Source organism: Dyella acidiphila (assembly GCF_014863405.1).
GTDB lineage: Bacteria > Pseudomonadota > Gammaproteobacteria > Xanthomonadales > Rhodanobacteraceae > Dyella_B > Dyella_B acidiphila.
This window is the reverse complement of sequence record NZ_JACZZA010000009.1, coordinates 14,508-35,331: the sequence shown is the minus strand read 5'-3', so window position 1 is coordinate 35,331 and position 20,824 is coordinate 14,508. Positions and strand designations below refer to the sequence as shown.

At 64.6% G+C, this 20,824-nt stretch carries 15 protein-coding genes; 6 read left to right on the top strand and 9 right to left on the bottom strand.

The genetic code is table 11. The features are described from left to right. Positions 1-12: 12 nt before the first annotated feature. Together IGX34_RS14630 and pmbA are read right to left on the bottom strand one after the other, a co-directional pair. Positions 13-447 (bottom strand): DUF4870 domain-containing protein, encoded by a 435-nt coding sequence (locus IGX34_RS14630; protein WP_274380831.1) that lies wholly within the window; start codon positions 445-447, stop codon positions 13-15. A 97-nt stretch (positions 448-544) separates the two neighbouring features. Next, positions 545-1,915, bottom strand: coding sequence for a metalloprotease PmbA (gene pmbA / locus IGX34_RS14625; protein WP_192556463.1), 1,371 nt, complete (start codon positions 1,913-1,915; stop codon positions 545-547). A gap of 100 nt (positions 1,916-2,015) precedes the next feature. Between pmbA and IGX34_RS14620 the strand changes: the two genes are divergently transcribed. Both IGX34_RS14620 and yjgA read left to right on the top strand, forming a co-directional pair. Then, complete coding sequence (locus tag IGX34_RS14620) at positions 2,016-2,252, top strand: DUF1653 domain-containing protein (RefSeq protein WP_192556462.1); 237 nt, start codon at positions 2,016-2,018, stop codon at positions 2,250-2,252. Between the two features lie 5 nt (positions 2,253-2,257). Further along, the gene (gene yjgA / locus IGX34_RS14615; RefSeq protein WP_338015477.1) at positions 2,258-2,788 is read left to right on the top strand and encodes a ribosome biogenesis factor YjgA; all 531 of its coding nucleotides are present in this window, start codon (positions 2,258-2,260) and stop codon (positions 2,786-2,788) included. Between the two features lie 99 nt (positions 2,789-2,887). Here yjgA and tldD read toward each other — a convergent pair whose 3' ends face one another. From tldD to rng, 3 genes are all read right to left on the bottom strand, one after another. Next, positions 2,888-4,327, bottom strand: a complete 1,440-nt coding sequence (gene tldD, locus IGX34_RS14610; RefSeq protein ID WP_192556460.1) for a metalloprotease TldD — start codon at positions 4,325-4,327, stop codon at positions 2,888-2,890. 80 nt (positions 4,328-4,407) lie between these two features. Then, a complete protein-coding gene (locus tag IGX34_RS14605; protein WP_486599027.1) occupies positions 4,408-8,277 on the bottom strand; it encodes a YhdP family protein in 3,870 nt (1,289 codons plus the stop codon). A 21-nt stretch (positions 8,278-8,298) separates the two neighbouring features. Continuing rightward, complete coding sequence (gene rng, locus IGX34_RS14600) at positions 8,299-9,789, bottom strand: ribonuclease G (protein WP_192556458.1); 1,491 nt, start codon at positions 9,787-9,789, stop codon at positions 8,299-8,301. Between the two features lie 166 nt (positions 9,790-9,955). Between rng and IGX34_RS14595 the strand changes: the two genes are divergently transcribed. The 3 genes from IGX34_RS14595 (at position 9,956) to IGX34_RS14585 (ending at position 15,068) form a co-directional block, all read left to right on the top strand. Then, on the top strand, positions 9,956-10,477 hold the full coding sequence (locus IGX34_RS14595; RefSeq protein ID WP_192556457.1) for a mismatch-specific DNA-glycosylase: 522 nt from the start codon (positions 9,956-9,958) through the stop codon (positions 10,475-10,477). 240 nt (positions 10,478-10,717) lie between these two features. Beyond that, positions 10,718-13,879 (top strand): efflux RND transporter permease subunit, encoded by a 3,162-nt coding sequence (locus tag IGX34_RS14590; protein ID WP_192556456.1) that lies wholly within the window; start codon positions 10,718-10,720, stop codon positions 13,877-13,879. 10 nt (positions 13,880-13,889) lie between these two features. Then, the gene (locus IGX34_RS14585) at positions 13,890-15,068 is read left to right on the top strand and encodes an efflux RND transporter periplasmic adaptor subunit (protein ID WP_192556455.1); all 1,179 of its coding nucleotides are present in this window, start codon (positions 13,890-13,892) and stop codon (positions 15,066-15,068) included. A gap of 8 nt (positions 15,069-15,076) precedes the next feature. Here the strand turns inward: IGX34_RS14585 and IGX34_RS14580 are convergent, their stop codons facing one another. Continuing rightward, positions 15,077-16,366, bottom strand: coding sequence for a cytochrome c (locus IGX34_RS14580; RefSeq protein ID WP_192556454.1), 1,290 nt, complete (start codon positions 16,364-16,366; stop codon positions 15,077-15,079). Beyond that, positions 16,363-17,094 carry a c-type cytochrome gene (locus tag IGX34_RS14575; protein ID WP_225737483.1) on the bottom strand — a complete coding sequence of 244 codons (732 nt, stop codon included), beginning with the start codon at positions 17,092-17,094 and terminating at the stop codon, positions 16,363-16,365. The genes IGX34_RS14580 and IGX34_RS14575 overlap by 4 nt, the downstream gene beginning before the upstream one ends. Positions 17,095-17,206: 112 nt before the next feature. Here IGX34_RS14575 and IGX34_RS14570 point away from each other — a divergent pair, with 112 nt between their 5' ends. Next, positions 17,207-18,823, top strand: coding sequence for an amidase (locus tag IGX34_RS14570; RefSeq protein ID WP_192556453.1), 1,617 nt, complete (start codon positions 17,207-17,209; stop codon positions 18,821-18,823). A 91-nt stretch (positions 18,824-18,914) separates the two neighbouring features. Here the strand turns inward: IGX34_RS14570 and IGX34_RS14565 are convergent, their stop codons facing one another. Together IGX34_RS14565 and IGX34_RS14560 are read right to left on the bottom strand one after the other, a co-directional pair. After that, entirely contained in the window at positions 18,915-20,276 is a 1,362-nt protein-coding gene (locus tag IGX34_RS14565; protein WP_192556452.1) for a class II 3-deoxy-7-phosphoheptulonate synthase, read from the bottom strand. Beyond that, a complete protein-coding gene (locus tag IGX34_RS14560) occupies positions 20,273-20,785 on the bottom strand; it encodes a disulfide bond formation protein B (RefSeq protein WP_192556451.1) in 513 nt (170 codons plus the stop codon). Before IGX34_RS14560 ends, IGX34_RS14565 begins: the two co-directional genes overlap by 4 nt. Between the last annotated feature and the right edge of the window lie 39 nt (positions 20,786-20,824).

Below are 20,824 nucleotides of genomic sequence, written 5' to 3'. Positions count from 1 at the left end.
GCATCAATGCGGCTACTTGATCAGCCGCAGCGTAAACGGATAGCGATAACGCACGCCTTCATTGGCTTTCACCCCCGCAACGATCGTGAGCACCAGCCAGCCCACGCCGATCACTACCCACATCGGAATGGCGATGATGAAGCCGATGCCGAAGGTGAGCAGGGAAAGCAGCAGCAGGGCAAGCGTCGCGATGGCTACGCTGATATTGAAATTCAGCGCTTCCTTCGCCTGGTCGGCGACGAACGGCATGCTGTCTTTCTTGATCAGCCACACCACCAGCGGGCCGAGGAAACAGGCCCAGCCCGCGCCGTGCACCGAACTCAGCAGGGCGCCCAGCAAGGCGGAAAGGTGGGCCATCATGGCCCAGGTGCGTTCCTGGGCAGGAATATCGCTGGCAGGCGAAGAACTGCTCGGCGGAGGTACAGCAGACTCGGGCGGAACGCTCATATGCATCTCCCTTCAAGTCGTGCAAAGCACCGGCGCGGCCGGTTGCGGGCATCCTAGCAGGGCCCGCAACATCTTGCTGCAAAGTGCCGCGGCGCCCTTATTCGCCGGCGATGGTCATGTTGTCGAGCAGGATCGAACCGGTGAGCAGATGCGAGCGGCGATCCACATCGCTGCCGATGGCGCGGATGCCGGTGAACATGTCGCGCAGGTTGGCGGCGATGGTGATTTCCTCCACCGGATAGGCGATTTCGCCGTTTTCCACCCAGAACCCGGCGGCGCCGCGCGAATAGTCGCCGGTAATCGCATTCACGCCCTGCCCCATCACTTCGGTGAGCAGCAGGCCGGTGCCCAGTCGCTTGAGCATGCCCTGGAAATCATCGGCCGCGCCGCCGTCCGCATTGCCCGACTCGACCACCAGGTTGTGGATGCCGCCGGCGTTGCCGGTGGATTCCAGCCCCAGCTTGCGGGCGGAATAGCTGCCCAGGACATAACGCGCCAGCACGCCGTTCTCTACCAGCACGCTGTCGCGGCTGGCCACGCCCTCGGCATCGAACGCGCCGGAGCCCTGGCCGCGCAGCAAATGCGGGCGCTCCACGATATTCAGCCAGCCCGGCATGATCTGCTTGCCGGCGTGATCGACCAGGAAGCTGGCGCGCCGATACAGCGCGCCGCCGCTGACGGCGCCGAGCAGATGGCCGATCAGCCCGCGCGCGGTTTCCGGTGCAAACAGCACCGGACTCTGCCGGGTGGTCAGGCGGCGGGCGCCGACGCGTGCCAGCGTGCGTTCCGCAGCCTTGTCGCCCAACACCTGGGCGCTGATGAAATCGTTGGCGCTGCGTACGCTGTCGTACCAGTAATCGCGCTGCATGCTGGCTTCCTCGCCGGCAATCAGCGACAGCGACAGTGAATGCCGCGTACCGCGCTCGCGGCCGATGAAACCATGCGAATTGGCATACACCGACAGATTCTCGCCGGCCTGCACGCTGGCGCCCTCGGAATTGGTGATGCCCGCATGCGCGCGGCCCGCGGCTTCGACCTGCTGGCCCAGCAGGATCGCGTCGCTGGTATCGATCGCCCACGGATGCCACAGGTCCAGATCCGGAAACTGGGTGGCCATGCGCGCCGGATCGGCGAGCCCGGCGGCGGGGTCTTCCTCGGTGTAGCGGGCGATCGCGCAGGCCTGTTCCAGCGTGGCCTGGATCGAATCGGCATGCAGGTCCGCGGTGCTGGCCGAACCCTTGCGCTGGCCGAAATACACGGTCAGCCCAAAGCCGCGGTCGCGGGTGTGCTCGACCGTTTCCACCTCGCCCAGGCGCACGTTGACGTTGAGGCCGGTATCGATGCTGGCCGATACCTCGGCCTGGCTGGCGCCGGCGGCGCGTGCGCGGCGGATCACGTCCTCGGCCAGTTCAGCCAAGCGGTCGAGTTCGCGCCGGCTGGCGTCCTGGCTGATCGCAACATTGCTCACGAGGGGTTTCCTGCGGGGTTAGTGGCTACAATACGCAGACATAGGGCCGCCCACACCCATTGCCAACGCTGAATTTCAAAGGTTGCCACAGGAGCGGCCCATGTCCATAGCCACCGGTATCTATCGTCACTACAAGGGCCAGAGCTATCGCGTGCTGGGCATCGCCCGCCACAGCGAGACGATGGAAGAGCTGGTGGTCTACCAGGCGCTGTATGGCGATTTCGGGCTATGGGTGCGCCCCGCGGCGATGTTCGCCGAAAGCGTGGAACTGGATGGCGAACCCATCCCGCGCTTCGCCCTGATCGAGGCCCAGCCCGGCGCCCTTTCCTCCGAGTAAGCATTGTGAACCGCACGTACACCGACGATCCCGAACACGACTACGGCCCCACCCGCACGCAACAGCGGCGCGATGCGCTGGCCGTGCTGGCGCTTGCCACGCAGCTGTCAGAAATGCCGGCAAGCAAGCTCGCCCGTGCCGAACTGCCGGAGGATGTGCTGCGCGAGCTCGACAATTTGCGCCGCATCAACTCGCATATCGCACGCAAGCGGCAGTTGGCTTTTCTGGCCAAGGTGATGCGCCGCCATGACGACCAGGCCTTCGATGGGGTGAGGACACTGCTCGGTGAGAATCGCGACCAGCAGCGCAAGGAAACCGCCGCCATGCATCGGCTGGAAGCGCTGCGCGAAAAACTGCTGGACAGCGATGAGGCGCTACAGGAACTGATCGACCAGCATCCGGAAATCGATCGCCAGCATGTGCGCTCGCTGATCCGCCAGGCGCGGCTGGAGCGCGACGGCAACAAGCCGCCGCGGGCTTATCGAGAGATTTTTCAGCTGCTGAAGCAGTTGGGCAGCGACGCGGAAGATGCATAGCGCGTAGGTTGGGTTAGCGCAGCGTAACCCAACGATACTTGCCGCTTCGATGGAGATGGGTTGGGTTACGCTGCGCTAACCCAACCTACCCATCCGCGCTTACGAAGCGGTACCGCCTACCGTCATGCTTTCCACGCGCAGCGTCGGCTGGCCCACGCCTACGGGCACGCTCTGCCCATCCTTGCCACACACGCCGATGCCCTCGTCCAGCGCAAGGTCGTTGCCGATCATCGACACGCGCGTCAGCACGTCCGGGCCACTGCCGACCAGGGTGGCGCCCTTCACTGGCGCGGTGATCTTGCCGTCTTCGATCAGATAGGCCTCACTGGCGGAGAACACGAACTTGCCGTTGGTGATGTCGACCTGGCCGCCACCGAAATTCACCGCGTACAGGCCCTTTTTCACCGAACGGATGATGTCCTGCGGATCGTGCTGGCCGGCCAGCATGTAGGTATTGGTCATGCGCGGCATCGGCAGTTGCGCGAAGGATTCGCGACGGCCGTTGCCGGTGGGCGCCATGCCCATCAGGCGTGCGTTGAGCTTGTCCTGCATGTAGCCCTTGAGGATGCCGTCCTCGATCAAGGTGGTGCACTCGGTCGGCGTGCCTTCGTCGTCCACGCTGAGCGAGCCGCGGCGGCCGAACAGGGTGCCGTCGTCCACCACGGTGACGCCGGGCGCCGCCACGCGCTGGCCCATGCGGCCGGCGAAGGCGGAGCTGCCCTTGCGGTTGAAATCGCCTTCCAGGCCGTGGCCGATCGCTTCGTGCAGCAGCACGCCGGGCCAGCCCGGGCCGAGCACTACGGTCATGCTGCCGGCCGGCGCATCCACCGCATCGAGATTGACCAGTGCCTGGCGCACCGCTTCGTCGGCGAAAGCCATGGCGCGGCCGTTTTCCAGCAGCTCGCGATAGCCGTAGCGGCCACCGCCACCGGCATAACCCTGCTCGCGGCGACCATGGTGTTCGGCGATCACCTGCACGCTCAGGCGCACCAGCGGGCGCACATCGGCGGCCAGCGTGCCGTCGGAGGCGGCGATCAACACCGTATCGAGGGTGGCGTTGAGGCTGACGATCACCTGCTTCACGCGCGGATCGCGCGCGCGCGCATACGCATCCACTTCGCGCAGCACGGCGATCTTTTCCGGATTGGGCAGGCTGTCGACCGGATCGATCGCCGGATACAGCGCCTTGGCGCCGTGCACCGCCAGCGGCTTGCCGCTGCCGTTGCCGCCCTGCGCGATCGCGCGCGCCGCCTTGGAGGCGTCCAGCAGCTGCGGCAGCACGATTTCGTCGGAATAGGCGAAACCGGTTTTCTCGCCGCTGATCGCACGCACGCCCACGCCCTGCTCGATCGCATGGCTACCGTCCTTGACGATGCCTTCCTCCAGCAGCCAGGACTCGCTGCGCGAATGCTGGAAATACAGATCGGCCGCATCGATGGACGGTCCCATCAACTGCGCAAACACGCGGTCGAGGTCGCCGGTGGCGAGGCCGCCGGGCGTAAGCAGGCGGTGCTCGGCCTGTGCGATCAGGGAATTCATGCGTTGGCTACCGTGACAAAGCTGAGTGAATAAACGTAAGGGCGAATCCTGGCCCTTAAAGAGCCGCCTCACAAGCGCTGCTAGCGCCCTGCGGCGGAACTGGCGGCGGCAGGCGCAGGCGCCGAGGCGGCAGGTGCCGGCGCTGAACCGGCAGCGGCCGGTGCCACTGGGGTGGTTCCGCCCGAGGTGATCACCGGTTTATCCCAGGTGCCTCCAACGTGATAGCGCTGCGTGGCCACATGACTGAGGCCGCGCCCCAGCACACCCTGCACCGCAAAACCCGCTGCCGCGCCGATCGGGCCGCCGATCACCGCGCCGACCACCGGCAGGCTGCTGCCGACGTGCGGCAGCACCACCACCTGTTGGTCGTAGTCGCGGGCATGCAGGCCGGTGCGGCCGCTGACGCTGATATCCGCCGCCGGCCCCTTCACCTTCAGATTATTGGTGACCGCGTTACCGTCTTTCAGCCGGAAATCGCCGGTGATCGAATCGAAGCCGAAGCCCTTGCCGAACACGTCGCCGAAATCCAGCGACAGGCGGCGCGGAAATTCCACGATCGACGCCAGTCCGAAGAAGCGGCCGGTGACGCCGGGCGAGGCTTTGGGAATGCTGCCGTGGGTGACATCCACTTTCAGCGTGCCGTCCATATTGCCCAGCTCGAACGACCACGGGCCGCCCGGCCAGGTGGCATTGAGTTCGGCCTGGGTCTTGCCGCCCTCGAACAGCCCCTGGTAACCGAAGGTGGTGAGCATGTCGCCGATATTGTCGGAGCCGAAATCCACCCGCAGATGCGTGCTGCTGTTGCTGGCCGAACCGTTCCAGTCGCCGCCGGCATTGAGCTGCACGCTGCGGGACTGGGTCGAGAGCTGGTCGATATGCATGCCGGTCGCGGTCGGCCAGGTTTCCAGGCGTGCTTCGCCAAGCCGGGTATCGCCCAGGCGCAGGTCGTGCACCCAGATATGTTGCGGCGGCATTGCGGCAGGGTCGATGCCGGTATTGGCCGGATCGATCACCGGCACCGGCGCGGCGCCCGGCTTCTTCGGCGGCGCCGTGGGCTCTTTCGGCCAGTACATGCGCTGCAGGCGCGCGGTGACGCCACGCTTGTTCAGATCCTTGGTCGGCACGCTGAAATGGCCGGCGGCGGATTTGCTGTCGACATCCAGTTCGAGCGTGTCGGTCTTCGGTGCTGCGGTGATGTGCATCTGGTCGAAGTCGCGTCCGAACATTTCCGCATGCGCGGTGCTGACGTCGATGGTTTCCAGGCTCATGCCGTTATTGGCAGCGCTGCCGCCGATCGACTGCTTGACCCAGCCGGTAACGTCCAGCTCCGGCGCCTCGCCGCGAATGCGCAGGCCTTGCGTGGGCAGCGTATCGGGCATCTGGTCGCCGAACGCGAAGGTCGCCGCCAGCGGCGACTGGCCGGCCAGCGGCAGACGCAGCCTTCCGCGCATGACCGAGCCCAGCGAAATCTGCAGCATGCTGCCGCCGGTCGGCAGGCCCACGGTCGCATGCAGCGGCAGGCTGCTGTCGGCCGGCTTGTTCAACGGCACCGGAAAATTGAGTGCGACGCCGGACATTGGCGAATCGATGCTCAGCGTCTGCAAGTCAGCGCCGCCATCGCTGGCATGCGCGATCTGGTAGCCGATGTTGAACTGGCCGCGGCCGCTGGCGATATCGCCCAGCCATTTCAATTCCGGATAGCCCTGCAGCAATTCCTGCACGGTGTAATTGCCGCTGATAGTGGCGGCCAGCGCAGTGTTCGGATCGCCGGTAGCCTGCGCAATGGCCAGGTCCACTTGCGAGGGCTCGCCGCGGAATCCGCCGACAAGCGGGCCCGCATGGAAGCCATGCCGATCGAAGGTGGCCGGTCCATTGAGCTTGCTCAACTGCAGATTCCAGGCCTGTGCGTTGAGGTCGACATCCTGCAATTGCGCCGTGCCGTCGAGCAGGAAACTTTGCTGCATGTCGTGCGTGGGCAGCGACAGATGGAAATCGAAATTGCCGGTACCGCCAAGCTGCAATTTGCTCAGCACGTCGGCATGTTTGTTGGCGATCGGGCTCTTGGCGACGAAGTTGAGCAGATCCTGCGCATTGCCGTTGCCACTGACGTTGAGATCGAGCGTGGTATGCGCCAGCAGCGGAATCAGCGCCACGGCATTGGTAATTTTCACGCCCAGCGAATCGCCGCCGCTTGCTTGCACCAGCAGGCCGGCATCGATAAAGCTGGCGACCGCCTGGATATGGTCGGCCACCGGCCAGCTCTTGCCGTAGCTGAGGCTGAGATCGTGCAGGTTCGCGCGTGCCTCGAAGCGGCCTTCGTTATGGTGAAACGGCCAGTCGGCAAGGCTGCCGCGCAGCGTGACATCGGCATCCATGGTGCCGGCGACGAAGGCCTGGTCCAGCCACGCCACGGCCGGCGGCGGCGTGGAGTCGACCGGCCAGAACAGTTTCGCGGCGGTGACATCGGCATGCGTCACTGCGGCATAGATATCCATGAAAGGACGGCCACCCGCACTCGGCAACTGGATCTCGCCCTGCGCATTGCCGCCATAACCCTGCCCTTCGACATCGAGCTGGGCGATGCCGATATGGGTGGCATCGGCGTCGCGCCAGAAGGCGAAATCGCCGGAAAAACGACTCATCGCGAACGGCTGGCGAAATGTATGCGGCAGGCTGATCGCGGTGGCTTGTGCCGGCAACTCCAGCGAAACGGCTTCGGCATCGCCGCGCACTTCGCCTTGCAACGCATCCACGCCCGGCAATTTCCCGACCGAGGCAATGCCCAGGTTGTCGAACGTGCCATCCAGCTGTTGCAAACCGTCTGCCGCAGTCCAATGCACCACCGCCTGCCGCACGCGGCCATGCGGCTGCCCGGTCGCCAGCCACTGCGCTACGCCGGGCGACAGCCCCGGCTTCAGGCCTAGCCACGGCAACAGCGGTGCAAGCTGCAGGTTGCTGGCCTGCACATCGAGCCGTGCCTGCGGGGTGCCCAGCTGATCGAACTGTGCGCGCAAGGCGCTGCCGTCGTTACCGCCCCAGCGCACGGTATAACCCTTGTCGTTGCGGGCCAGTTCGGCCAGGCCGCTCCAGGCCGGCACGCTTACTTTCACCTGGTCCGGATTGGTCACGGCCAGGTTTTGCAGATCGAACTGGAACAGATCGCGCACCACCTTGCCGCGCCGCCAGTCCAGCCACGCGGCCAGGTCGCCGCTGCCGCTGTCGACCGAGTAGCCGCCCAGGTCGATGCCGGCCAGCATGCCGCGCAGATCCGCATTCTTGGTGGCGAACCAGAACTGGCCGGCGGCGCCGTCGTCGCGGAAACGTCCTGCCGCCTGCAATTGGCCGGTTGCGCCGAGCCGGTGCAGGCGTGCGCCGACGCGCACGTGATTGCCTTGATGCGTGATGCGCAACTGATCGGCCAGCAAGGTGTATTGCTGGTTCAAATGCAGGTCGGTGATGTTCACCCGCAGATCGTCCAGCCACAGCTCGACCGACAAATTGCCGAACGAAACATTCTGCCGCTGCGAACCGCCGGCTACGCCGAAGCCGTTGATATGCCAGGCGCCGTCCGCATCGCGGCTGAGGTCGAGCTCCAGCCCGCGCGCCTCGAGGTTCAACAGATGCCTGGAGGGAAACAGCCAGCCGCCGAAATCCAGCTTGAGATCCACCTCCGGCACCTGCAGCGGCGCATTGCTGCCATCTTGCGCCACGGCAAAGTCGCGCATCACGAAGCGCGGTCCCGAAGGCTCCCAGCGGCCATCCAGCGAGGCAAAACGCACCTCACGATGAAACTTGGCGCTAAGTTCGGCCGCCACCCATTGCGGGTGCTTGGCCAGCATCGGCAACAGCACCTGCGCCAGCGCGGCGCTGAGCGCGAGCGTGATGACCAGTATGCCCAGCACCCAACCGATTCCACGCGCTGCACGCTGCAGCCATGATTGCCAACGCACGCTCACCAAGCGACCAGGCGGTTAAAGAAGTACGACATCGAACTGCTCCTGCGAGTAATGCTCCTCGGCTTGAAAACGAATGCTCTTGGAAATGAATTCCTCCAGTTCCGCCACTGCCGTGGATTCTTCTTCCAGAATGCGGCCAACTACCTTGGGACTGGCCATCACCAGCAGCTTCTGCGCGTTGAACTGGCGCACCGCGCGGGTGATCTCGCGGAAAATTTCGTAGGTGACGGTTTCGGCGGTCTTCACCGTGCCGCGTCCCATGCAGGCCGGACACGGCTCGCACAGCTGGCGCTCCAGGCTTTCGGTAGTGCGCTTGCGGGTCATCTCCACCAGGCCCAGTTGCGACATCGGATACACCGTGGTCTTGGCGTGGTCGCGGCTCAGCCCTTTCTCCAGCATGCGGATGACCTGGCGCTTGTGTTCCTCGTCGGTCATGTCGATGAAGTCGATGATGATGATCCCGCCCAGGTTGCGCAGGCGCAGTTGCCGCGCAGCCGCCTGCGCGGCTTCCAGGTTGGTGCGGTAGACGGTTTCCTCCAGGTTGCGCGTACCCAGGTAGCCGCCGGTATTCACATCGATGGTGGTCATCGCCTCGGTCTGATCGACGATCAGGTAGCCGCCGGACTTCAGCGGCACTTCCTTGCGCAGCGCGCGCTGGATTTCGTCTTCCACGCCGTACAGGTCGAAGATCGGCCGCTCGCCGGCGTAATGTTCTACGCGGTCGTCCAGGTTCGGCATGAACTTGTGCACGAACTTGACCACCTTCTCGAAGGTTTCGCGCGAATCCACGCGTACTTTCTCGATATCGTCGTTGAGTAGATCACGTAGTGCGCGCAGCGGCAGTGAAAGTTCCTCGTACACGCGCTCGCCCACTTTGGCCTTGGCGATGTTCTCCTGCACCACGCGCCACACCTTGCCCAGGTAGGTGACGTCGAAGGCCAGCGATTCGGCCGACTGGCCTTCGGCATTGGTGCGCACGATGTAGCCCAGCGGGGTCTCGCCGAGCAGGGGGGTGAGTACGTCCTTGAGGCGCTGTCGCTCGGACTCGTCCTCAATGCGGGTGGAAATGCCTAGCGTGCGCGCATGCGGCAGCAGCACCAGGTAGCGCGACGGAATCGACAAATGGGTGGACAGCCGCGCGCCCTTGGTGCCGATCGGGTCCTTGACCACCTGCACCACGATTTCCTGCCCCTCGTGCACCAGCTCGCTGATCGAGGGCACGTGGCTGTTGCCGTTGCCGCCCCCGGCGGACGCCACTTCGGCGCCCTCCGGCAACGGCGGGCGCACGATGTCGGAGGCGTGCAGGAAGGCGGCCCGCTCCAGGCCGATGTCCACGAACACCGCCTGCATGCCGGGCATCACCCGCTGCACCCGCCCCTTGTACACATTGCCGACATAGCCGCGGCGGGAGGTCCGCTCGACATGCAATTCCTGCAGCATGCCGTTCTCCACCACGCCGACCCGGGTCTCGCGCGGGGTCATATTGATCAGAATTTCTTCGCTCACCGACTTCCCCGAAGGTCTGGGGATGCCTGGGGCTCAGCCCGGCATCCCGATGCCGGTCTTTATAGCGGTTGTAGGCGAAATCTGTCGATGCGCATCGCACATCTCCTGCTGTACTGACGCGTTCGGTAAAGTGCCCGGACCTTGTCCCCGCTTGACCTTCCGCGCGATGCCCAGCAAGCCCCAGCCCCCGATCCTGCCCGACGTGCTGCAGCCCGGCCTGCGGCTGGTGTTCTGCGGCACCGCCGCCGGCAAGCGCTCGGCCGCGGAAGGCGCCTATTACGCCCACCCCGGCAACATGTTCTGGCGCGCCCTGTTCCAGTGCGGCCTGACGCCGCGGCTGCTGGCGCCAGCGGAATTCCCGCTGTTGCCGCAATTCGGCATCGGGCTCACCGATCTGGCCAAGCGGCATGCCGGCAATGACGACGAACTGCCCGGCGATGCCTTTGACGCGCCCGGCCTGATCGCCAAGATCAGGCGGCATGCGCCGGGGGTGCTGGCCTTCACCAGCAAGAACGCGGCGCGCGCCGCGCTCGGCGCGCCCGCGAACTATGGATTGCAGGCGCAGCAGTTCGGCACCACCGCCGTGTTCGTGTTGCCGTCGCCCTCCGGCCAGGCCCGCGGCCACTGGACCCTCGCGCCGTGGATCGCGCTGGCGAAATACGTGTCGATGATTTCGATGCACCGCTGATACGGCGCAACCCGTAGGCTGCAGGAATTTTCGAGCCGGCAAAGCGCTTTGAAACAGCTGCGCCTTGCCATAAAACGCCGTTATTTCAGGCAAAAAGCGTAATTCCATGCGAACTAATTAATTGCCTATGGCATATGGTTGCCGACAAGAAAATTGTCTAGGCTGCTATCTTCCCGGCAACCTCTATGTCAGCCTGCGGCGATGGTGCTCCGTCCCCAGGGCTGATGGAAAACATCGGTTATGTGGATCGTCAAAATTGCGCTTGAGCGGCCGCTCACCTTTATCGTTCTGGCGCTGCTGTTGTTGATACTCGGTCCGCTGGCGATCCTGCGCACACCGACCGATATCTTCCCCAACATCGATATTCCGGTGGTCTCGGTGGTGTGGAACTACACCGGCCTGCCCGCCGAGGACATGAACAACCGCATCGTCACCGGTTTCGAGCGATCGCTCACTACCACGGTGAACGACGTCGAGCACACCGAGACCACCTCGCTCAACGGCGTGGGCCTGGTGAAGGTGTTTTTCCAGCCGAACGTGAAGATCGACATGGCCGTGGCCCAGGTCACGGCGATCTCGCAGACGGTGCTGCGCTCGATGCCGCAAGGTGTGACGCCGCCGCTGGTGCTGGTCTACAACGCATCCACGGTCCCGGTGCTGCAGTTCGCGCTGTCCTCGAAGGAACTGTCGGAAACCACCATTTTCGACGACGCCAACCAGATCGTGCGCACCTTCATTACGTCGGTGCGCGGTGCAGCTACGCCATATCCCTACGGCGGCAAGCAGCGCCAGGTGCAGGTGGACCTCAATCCGCAGGCGCTGCTCGCGCACGGCCTCTCGCCCAGCAGCGTGGTGCAGGCGATCGCCAACCAGAACCTGATCCTGCCGGCCGGCACCGAGAAAATCGGCGATACCGAATACAGCATCAAGTTGAACGGCAGTCCCGAGCAGATCGACGAACTCAACAACGCGCCGCTCAAAACCGTCAACGGCGTCACTACCTATATCCGCGACGTGGCGCACGTGCACGATGGCTCGCCGCCGCAGACCAACGTGGTGCGCGTGAACGGCCAGCGCGCGGTGCTGATGTCGATCCTGAAAATCGGCGATGCCTCCACCCTCGATATCGTGGACACGCTGCAAGGCATGCTGCCGGCGATCCGCGCCGCGGTGCCGCAGAACCTTGAAATCAACTCGCTCTCCGACCAATCACTGTTCGTGCGTGCGGCGATTTCCGGCGTGATCCGCGAAGGCGCGATCGCCGCCGGCCTCACCGGCCTGATGATTCTGTTGTTCCTGGGCTCGTGGCGCTCGACCCTGATCATCGCCATTTCGATTCCGCTTTCCATCCTGGCCTCGATCATCGCGCTGTCGGCACTGGGCGAGACGATCAACATCATGACCCTGGGCGGCCTGGCGCTGGCAGTGGGCATCCTGGTCGACGACGCCACGGTGACGATCGAGAACATCAACTCGCATCTGGAAGAAGGCAAGGAGGTCTACGACGCGATCATGGAAGGCGCGCAGCAGATCGCCATTCCCGCCTTCGTGTCGACCTTGTCGATCTGTATCGTGTTCGTGCCGATCTTCTTCCTCGGCGGCGTAGCCAAATATCTGTTCGCACCGCTGGCCGAGGCGGTGGTATTCGCGATGATGGCCTCCTATGTGCTGTCGCGAACGCTGGTGCCGACGCTGTCGCTGTTCTGGCTGAAGAAGCATGAGCACGACGCCCCGCCGAAGGGCCCGTTCGGCCATTTCCAGCGTGGTTTCGAGAACCGCTTCGAACGTCTGCGTGAAGGCTATCGCGGCGCGCTGGAAACCACCGAGCGCCATCGTGGCCTGTTCGCCATGCTGTTCTTCGCCAGCTGCGCGCTGTCGATCGCCCTGCTGGTGCCATGGCTGGGCCGCGACTTCTTCCCGTACGTGGACGGCGGCCAGATCAAATTGCATTTCCGCGCACCCACCGGCCTGCGCATCGAGGAAACCGCACGCCTGGCCGACGGCATCGAGGACATGATCCGGCAAACCATTCCGAAGTCGGAATTGAACAGCATCGTCGATACGCTGGGCCTGCCGTACAGCGGCATCAATCTTTCCTATAGCAATACCGGCGTGGTGGGCACCTCCGACGGCGACATCTTCGTGACGCTCAACGAAGATCACCATCCCACCATCGACTATGTGCGCAACCTGCGCAATCAGCTGCGGCACAAATATCCCAGCGTGGTGTTCTCGTTCCTGCCGGCGGACATCGTGGGCCAGATCCTCAACTTTGGTGCTCCCGCACCGATCGACGTGCAGGTCTCCAGCCACGATGCGAATGCCTCGGCCAAGGTCGCCAAGGAGCTGTACGGCGATCTGCTCAGCGTGCCGGGCCTGGTGGATCTGCGTATCCAGCAGGCGCAGAACCTGCCGCAGATCAACGTCAACGTGGATCGCACACGCGCCAGCCTGGTCGGGCTCACCACCAATGACGTGGCGAGCAATCTGTTGACTGCGCTGGCCGGTTCTACCCAGGTCAACCCTACCTTCTGGGTCGACCCGCGCACCGGCATCAGCTACTCGGTTGCCACCCAGGCGCCGCAGTACCGCATCGACACACTGCAGGAACTGAAGAACCTGTCCATCACCAGCACCACCGGCGCGGCCGGCGCGTCGAACCAGATCCTGGAAAACCTGGCCAGCTTCGCGCGCAGCGACGGTCCGGCGGTGGTCACGCACTACAGCACGCGCCCCACCATGGATATCTACGGCTCGGTCGACAAGACCGACCTGGGCAGCGTCGCACGCGATGTGCAGAAGATCGTGGACGAACATTCCAAGCATCTGCCGCGCGACGTGAATATCGACGTGCGCGGCCAGGTGCAGACCATGCAGGCGTCGTACAAGGGCCTGATCGGCGGACTGCTGTTCGCGATCGTGCTGGTGTATCTGCTGATCGTGGTGAATTTCCAGAGCTGGCTGGATCCGATGATCATCATCGCCGCGTTGCCCGCCGCCCTGGCCGGCCTGGTGTGGATGCTGTTCCTCACCGGCACGCGGCTGTCGGTGCCGGCGCTGATGGGCGCGATCATGTGCATGGGCGTGGCCACGGCCAACTCGATCCTGGTGATCAGCTTTGCGCGCGAGCGCCTGGAACATCACGACGACCCGGTACGGGCCGCGATCGAAGCCGGTTTCCAGCGTTTCCGTCCGGTCTTGATGACCGCCCTGGCGATGATCATCGGCATGGTGCCGATGGCCCTGGGCATGGGCGAAGGCGGCGAACAGAACGCACCGCTGGGCCGCGCCGTGATCGGCGGCCTGCTGCTGGCCACCGCCGCCACCCTGTTTTTCGTACCCACTTTCTTCAGCTTGATGCATCGCGGCCACAAGGCCAAACACGATGCAGCAACCGCGTGAGAGCACCAATATGTCTAGCGCAAACGTTTCGCATCATCCCGGCCAGCCTTCGCACGGCGCGCGGCTGGTCCTGATCGGCCTCGGTGTCGTCCTGGTCGGCCTGGGTGTCTTCGGTATCGTCAGGCGCGTGCATGCACGCCATGAATTGACCCAAGAGACCCAGCGTGACGCCATCGCCACCGTGGCCACGATGACACCCAAAGCCGCGCCCATGGATCAGGCGCTCACCCTGCCCGGCACGGTCGCGTCCTGGCAGGACGCGCAGATCTATGCGCGCACGACCGGCTACGTCGCCAAGTGGTACGTGGATATCGGCGCCCGCGTGAAGAAAGGCCAGCGCCTGGCCGACCTGGATACGCCGGATGTCGACAACCAGTTGCTGCAAGGCAAGGCGCAGATGCGCACCGACATCGCCAACATGAACTTCGCCAAGGTCACGGCCGACCGCTACGAAAAGCTGGTCAAGCAGGGCCTGGTCGCCACCCAGACCGGCGATCAATACGAAGCGCAATACAAGGCGGACGTCGCCACCGTGCAGGCGGACGAAGCGAATGTCGCGCACCTGCAGAATCTGGAAGATTTCAAATACATCGCCGCGCCGTTCGACGGTGTGATCACGCAGCGCAATCTCGACGTGGGCGCCCTGGTCGATGCCGGCTCCACCGGCTCCAACTTGTTCGTTATCGCCGACACCAGCACCTTGCGTGTCTACGTCGATGTGCCCGAGACCTACGCGGCCAGCGTGAAGATCGGCATGCCGGCCGAAGTGGGCCTGAACACCTATGGCGCCAAGCCGATCACCGGCACGGTGGCGCGCACGGCCGATGCACTGGATGCGACCACCCGCACCCTGCGCACTGAAATCGACGTGGACAATCGCGCACAGGAACTGGTGCCGGGCGTGTACGCCAATGTGAAGCTGGCCGTCGCCACCGCCACGCACAACTACATAGTGCCCGCCAACACCTTGCTGTTCCGCAGCGAAGGCTTGCGCGTGGCGCTGGTCGACGGCACGCGGCACGTGCACTTGCAGCCGGTCACGCTCGGCCGCGATTTCGGCAGCACGGTGGAAGTGACCGACGGCCTCAGCGAGCAGGACCGCATCGTGCTCAGCCCGCCCGATTCGCTGGCCGAGGGGCAGCAGGTGAATATCACGGCGCCGTCGATACCCTCGCGCGCCGGCAAGTAAGCCGGCACCTAGTCGGTCGGCGTGCGCCGATACTTGATCACATCGCGCTCCAACACCAACGGCGCGCGATTGCTCCAGGCCTGGCGGATATAGCTCACCACCGCGGCCACATCTGCATCGTTCAACTGCTGCGCGAACGGCGGCATCGAGTACGGCCGTGCATTGGTCGCCGTCACCGGCGCAAAACCGCCCAGCAATACCGCGCGCATCGCGTTGATGCCGGTAGGTTCGAGCACGGAAACATTGCCGTCCAGCGGCGGATACACGCCGGCCACGCCCTCGCCATTGCGTCCGTGGCAATCCATGCAGCGATGCGTGTAGATGTCTTCGCCGCGATCGGCCAGCGGCTTGCTGTCGAAGGCAGCCGGCGCAACAGCTGCCTGCGGGCGTGACGGCAATGACTGCAGATATTGGGCGATCGCCTGCAGGTCATCGTCGCTCAGATGCTGCGTGCTGTTCGCCACGATATCGGCCATCGGCCCCAGCGCCACGCCTTTGGCGGATTGCCCGGTTTTGAGCAGGTCGACGATATCCTGCGCGCTCCACCCGTGCAGGGCGCCGTTGGCCTGCGTCGAAAGATCGGGGGCATACCAGTCCTGCGCGGGAATCTGGCCGCCGGACAACGGCGCGGGTGCACTGACACCACCCCACAGATCGCGCGCGGCATGACACTCGTTGCAGTGCCCCAGACCCTGCACCAGATAGGCGCCGCGATTCCAGGCAGCGCTCTGGCGGGAATCGGGGCGATACACACCCGGCTTGAAATACACCGTGCGCCAGGCCGCCAGCGCGCTGCGCACGTTGTAGGGAAAACGCAGGCCCAGCGGCTGCCTTGCCTGCCGCACCGGCGGCAGTGATTGCAGATACGCGAAGATGGCCAGTGCATCGTCGTGCGTGACTTTGGTGAACGCGGTATACGAAAAGGCCGGATAAAGCAGTTCTCCATCGTGGCCGACGCCGGTGTGCAACGCGCGCCAGAAATCGTCGAAGCGCCAGCGGCCGAGACCGGTATCCGGATCGGGCGTGATATTCGGCGCGGGAATGCTGCCGAACGGCGTCGGCAACGCGCGACCGCCGGCATACGGCTGGCCGCCTTGAGCGGTATGGCAGGACACGCAGTCGCCGGCCAGCGCGAGATACTTTCCCTGCGCGATCACGGCGGGATCTTTCAGCATCGCCGCCACAGCAGGATCTTCGTTCGCCGCGGCAGCCGGACGCCGATGCCCCAGCCACCACCATACCGCCAGCAGCACGATCGCCAGCACGCAGGGAATCCACAGCAGGCGCAGCGATTTCATGCACCACCTCCCCGCGTTTCGAGCACTCCGCAATGCAAGGGCGGCGTAATCGAACCGGCCGGCTGCGGGTGCGTATCCGGCGGCACTTCATGACTGGCCAGCCACGCCGCCACCGCGGTGATATCGGCGGGGGTAAGACGATTGGCGATCGTGGCCATGCAATCGGACGCTGCCGATGCACGCGTGCCGGTACGCCAGGAACCGAGCTGGGCGCTGAGGTAGTCATACGGCAAGCCGACCAGGCCCGGCACCGACGGTTCGGTGCCGGTCAATTGCTTGCCATGGCAGGCCTGGCATGGCGGCACCTGCAGCGATGGATCGCCGGAGGTCACCAGTTGCTGGCCACGCTGCAACATCGCCGGCGCCAGCGCCGGTACCGGCTTGCGCTCGTACGGCACCTGCTGCGCGGCGAAGTAATCGGCAATCTCGTGCATATATGCGGGACTGAGCTGGCGCACGGTGTATTCCATCGGTGCGTATTTGCGCAGTCCGCGCTGGAAGTTCTGCAATTGCAATGCAAGATACGCCGCCGGTTTGCCGGCCAGGCGCGGAAAGAAACCATCGCCCGGCGAACCTTCGCCATGCGTGCCGTGGCAGCTGGTGCAGGCAGCGATACGCTGTTGCAGCGTATCGGGTATGGACGGCTGATCGGCCAGCGCCGTGGCCGCCCACAGCAGCAGTACGAGCGACAGTATCCACTTCGTGGCAAGACTGGGCTGAACCGGCATGGCAGTCCTCCTCATGCCGCGAGTATAGGCGCGCCGCACGCGCGCGGCAGGCAGCGTGCCGTTATGCTGCGGCATCCTGCCACGTCACTGCTGTCCGCATCCGGGGGTTCTCATGCATCGTCGTCCGTCGCTGTTGTGCGCCGCGCTTGCGCTGGCGGTTTTTCCGGCCCTTGCATCAACGACTCAGGATGACGGCGGTGTCGCCTGGCAAAGCATCGGCCAGCTGCAGCAGCGCATGGATGCCGGCAAGCTCAGCAGCAAGAGCCTGGTCCAGGACGATATCGCGCGTATCCACCGGCTTGATCAAGCTGGACCGACCCTGCGTTCGGTGCTGGAACTCAATCCCGATGCGGCGAAAATCGCCGGCACGCTCGATGCCAAGCGCAGCGCCTCGCATGGACCGCTGTACGGCATTCCGGTACTGCTGAAAGACAATATCGATACCGGCGACCGCACCCTGACCACCGCCGGCTCGCTGGCCCTGGCCGGCGCACCCGCACCTGCCGATGCGCCCCTGGTCGCTCGCCTGCGCCAGGCGGGCGCAGTGATCCTGGGCAAGACCAACCTCAGCGAATGGGCCGACTTCCGCTCCAGCCACGCCAGCAGCGGCTGGACCGGCCGTGGCGGCCAGACGCGCAACCCGTATGCATTGGATCGCAATCCCTGCGGCTCCAGCTCGGGTTCGGCGGTGGCGGTGGCGGCAGGCCTGGTGCCGGTGGCAGTGGGCAGCGAAACCGATGGCTCGATCATTTGCCCCGCCTCGATGAACGGCATCGTCGGCATCAAGCCGACGCTGGGGCTAGTCAGCCGCAGCGGCATCATTCCCATCAGCCACAACCAGGACACCGCCGGACCGCTGGCGCGCAACGTGACCGATGCGGCGATTCTGCTCAGTGCCATCGCCGGCAGCGATCCGCGCGATCCGGCCACCGCCGAGGCGAACCAGCACGCCACCGATTACACGCGCTTCCTCGATCCGAACGGCCTGCGCGGCAAGCGCATCGGCGTAGTGCGCCAGCTGGCCGGCAGCGAACCTAATGCCGATCGCGTGCTCGACGAAGCCATCGCGGCGATGAAGGCACAGGGCGCGATCATCGTCGACCCGGTCGCCCTGCCGCATCTGGCCGAGCTGGGCGAGCCGGAAATGACCGTGATGCTGTACGACTTCAAGCACGACCTCAACGCTTATCTTGCCGGCCGCCCGCAACTGCAGGTGAAAACGCTGGCCGATCTGATCGCCTACAACAACCAGCATGCGGCGCAGGAAATGCCGTGGTTTGGGCAGGATCTGTTCGAGCAGGCGCAAGCCAAGGGGCCGTTGACCGACAAGGCCTATACCGATGCGCTGGCGAAAGCGAAGCAGCTTTCCGGACCGCAGGGTATCGATGCCGCGCTGCAAGCCGATCACCTCGACGCACTGCTGGCGCCGTCATGGGGCCCGGCCTATCTGACGGACCTGGTGCTGGGCGATCACGTCGTCAGCGGCAATCCCACCATCGGTGGCGCTTCGCAACCGGCGGCGGTGGCAGGTTATCCGTCGATTACCGTACCCGCCGGATGGGCGCACGATTTGCCGGTTGGGATCGTGTTCTTCGGTACGAAGTGGAGCGAGCCCACGCTGATCTCGATCGCCTATGGCTTCGAGCAGCATACGCATGCGTGGCAGGCGCCAAAGTTCTTGCCGACGGTGGATGCGCAATCGTATGCGCCGGTAGCAGCCGGACGCTGAGCATCCAGCGAGTTATGCGCGCAGGCACTCGCGTGCGTGATCCACTGTTACTGCCGCGTCATTCCGAAGGCCGGAATGACGCGGCTGCAAGTCAGGCTACATGCTCCGACTTGCGCACGATCAGCATCGCCAGCTCCAGCGACTGCTCGTAATTCAAGCGTGGATCGACCATCGATTTGTACGCACGCTGCAGATCCGCTTCGCTGAGATCGCGCGCGCCGCCCATGCACTCGGTGACATCCTCGCCGGTCAGCTCCAGATGCACGCCGCCCAGGCGTGTACCGGCCGCTGCGTGAATATCGAACGCCTGCTCCAGCTCACCGCGGATATTGTCGAAGCGGCGCGTCTTGTAGCCGATCGAAGTGCTTTCGGTATTGCCGTGCATCGGATCGGCCACCCATAGCACGCGCCGTCCTTCGCGTTTTACTGCTTCCAGCAGCGACGGCAGTGCACTGGCGATCTGCGCATTGCCCATGCGGTGAATCAGTGTGAGGCGGCCGGGCTCGTCCTCGGGATTGAGCAGCTCGATCAGCGGCAGCAATTGTTCCGGCGTCACCGATGGGCCGACCTTCACCGCGATCGGATTGCGAATGCCACGGAAATATTCCGCATGCGCGCCATCCAGGGCGGCCGTGCGCATGCCGATCCACGGAAAGTGCGTGGACAGATTGAACCAACCGCGATGACGCGGCACCTGACGTGTCAAAGCCTGCTCGTAGTGCAGCAGCAGCGCTTCGTGCGAGGTGAAAAAATCCACCCGGGTGAAGCCGGCGATGGGGCCGGCCAGGGTTTCCATGAAGCGCAGGGAATCGCCGATGCCCTGCACCATGCGCCGGTACTCGGCAGCCAGCGGCGAATGTTCCACCCAGGCCAGATCCCAGTATTCCGGGTGATGCAGATCGGCGAAGCCGCCGTCGATCAGGGCGCGCACGAAGTTCATGGTCAGCGCCGAATGCGCGTGGGCGCGGATCAGGCGCTGCGGGTCGGCGCGACGTGCTTCGGGGGTGAATTCCGGACCGTTGATCACATCGCCGCGGAAACTCGGCAGCGTCACCCCGTCGCGGGTTTCGGTATCGATAGAACGGGGCTTGGCGTACTGCCCGGCAAAGCGGCCTACACGCAGCACCGGCCGCTTGAGTCCGTGCACCAGCACCAGGCTCATCTGCAGCAGCACTTTCAGGCGGTTGGAAATGATCGGACTGCTGCAGTCGGCAAAGCTTTCCGCGCAGTCGCCGCCTTGCAGCAGGAAGCGCTTGCCTTCCTGCGCTTCGGCCAAAGCCTGCTTCAGCGCCAGCACTTCCCAGGAGGTGACCAGCGGCGGCAGCTGCGCCAGCTCGGCGATCGCATGGGTCAGCTCGGCCGAATCCTCATACTTGGGCTGTTGCAGCGCCACGCGCTGCTGCCAGGAGAGCGGCGACCAGTTCGGCGGCAACGCCGTGACTACATCATTCATAGACGCAACCTCGGCGCCGCGCGCTGCAGGGTCGCGCGAATCGCCAGCACAGACAAAAGGATGAACCACAACAAGGTCCAGAACGGCATCGGCAGCCCAAGAATCGGCTGCACCTTGGCGCATTCGCCGGAACCGGTGAACACCAGCTTCAGCACCTTGGCCAGCGGAAACGCATCGAACATATAGGCCAGATTGGGGCCGCAGGCAGGGATCTGGTCCGCCGGCAGCGACTGGATCCACAGATGCCGGCCGGCCACCGCCATACCGAACAGCGCGCCTACCAGCACCAGGCCGGTATAGAACCAGCGGCCGCCGGCCTTGGGACCGTGAATCGCGCCAAGCAGGAAAAACACCGCCATCACCATAAAGCCGATGCGCTGGAAGATGCACAGCGGACACGGTTCCATACCCAGCCCGTATTCGGCATACAGCGCAAACGCGAGCAGGGCGACGCAGATCAGAAAGCCAACGAGAAAGCTGACGCGGTAGGACCAGCGGAGGGGGTTCATGGCGGGACGGAGTGGGGGGCGGGACGCTGACATTACCCG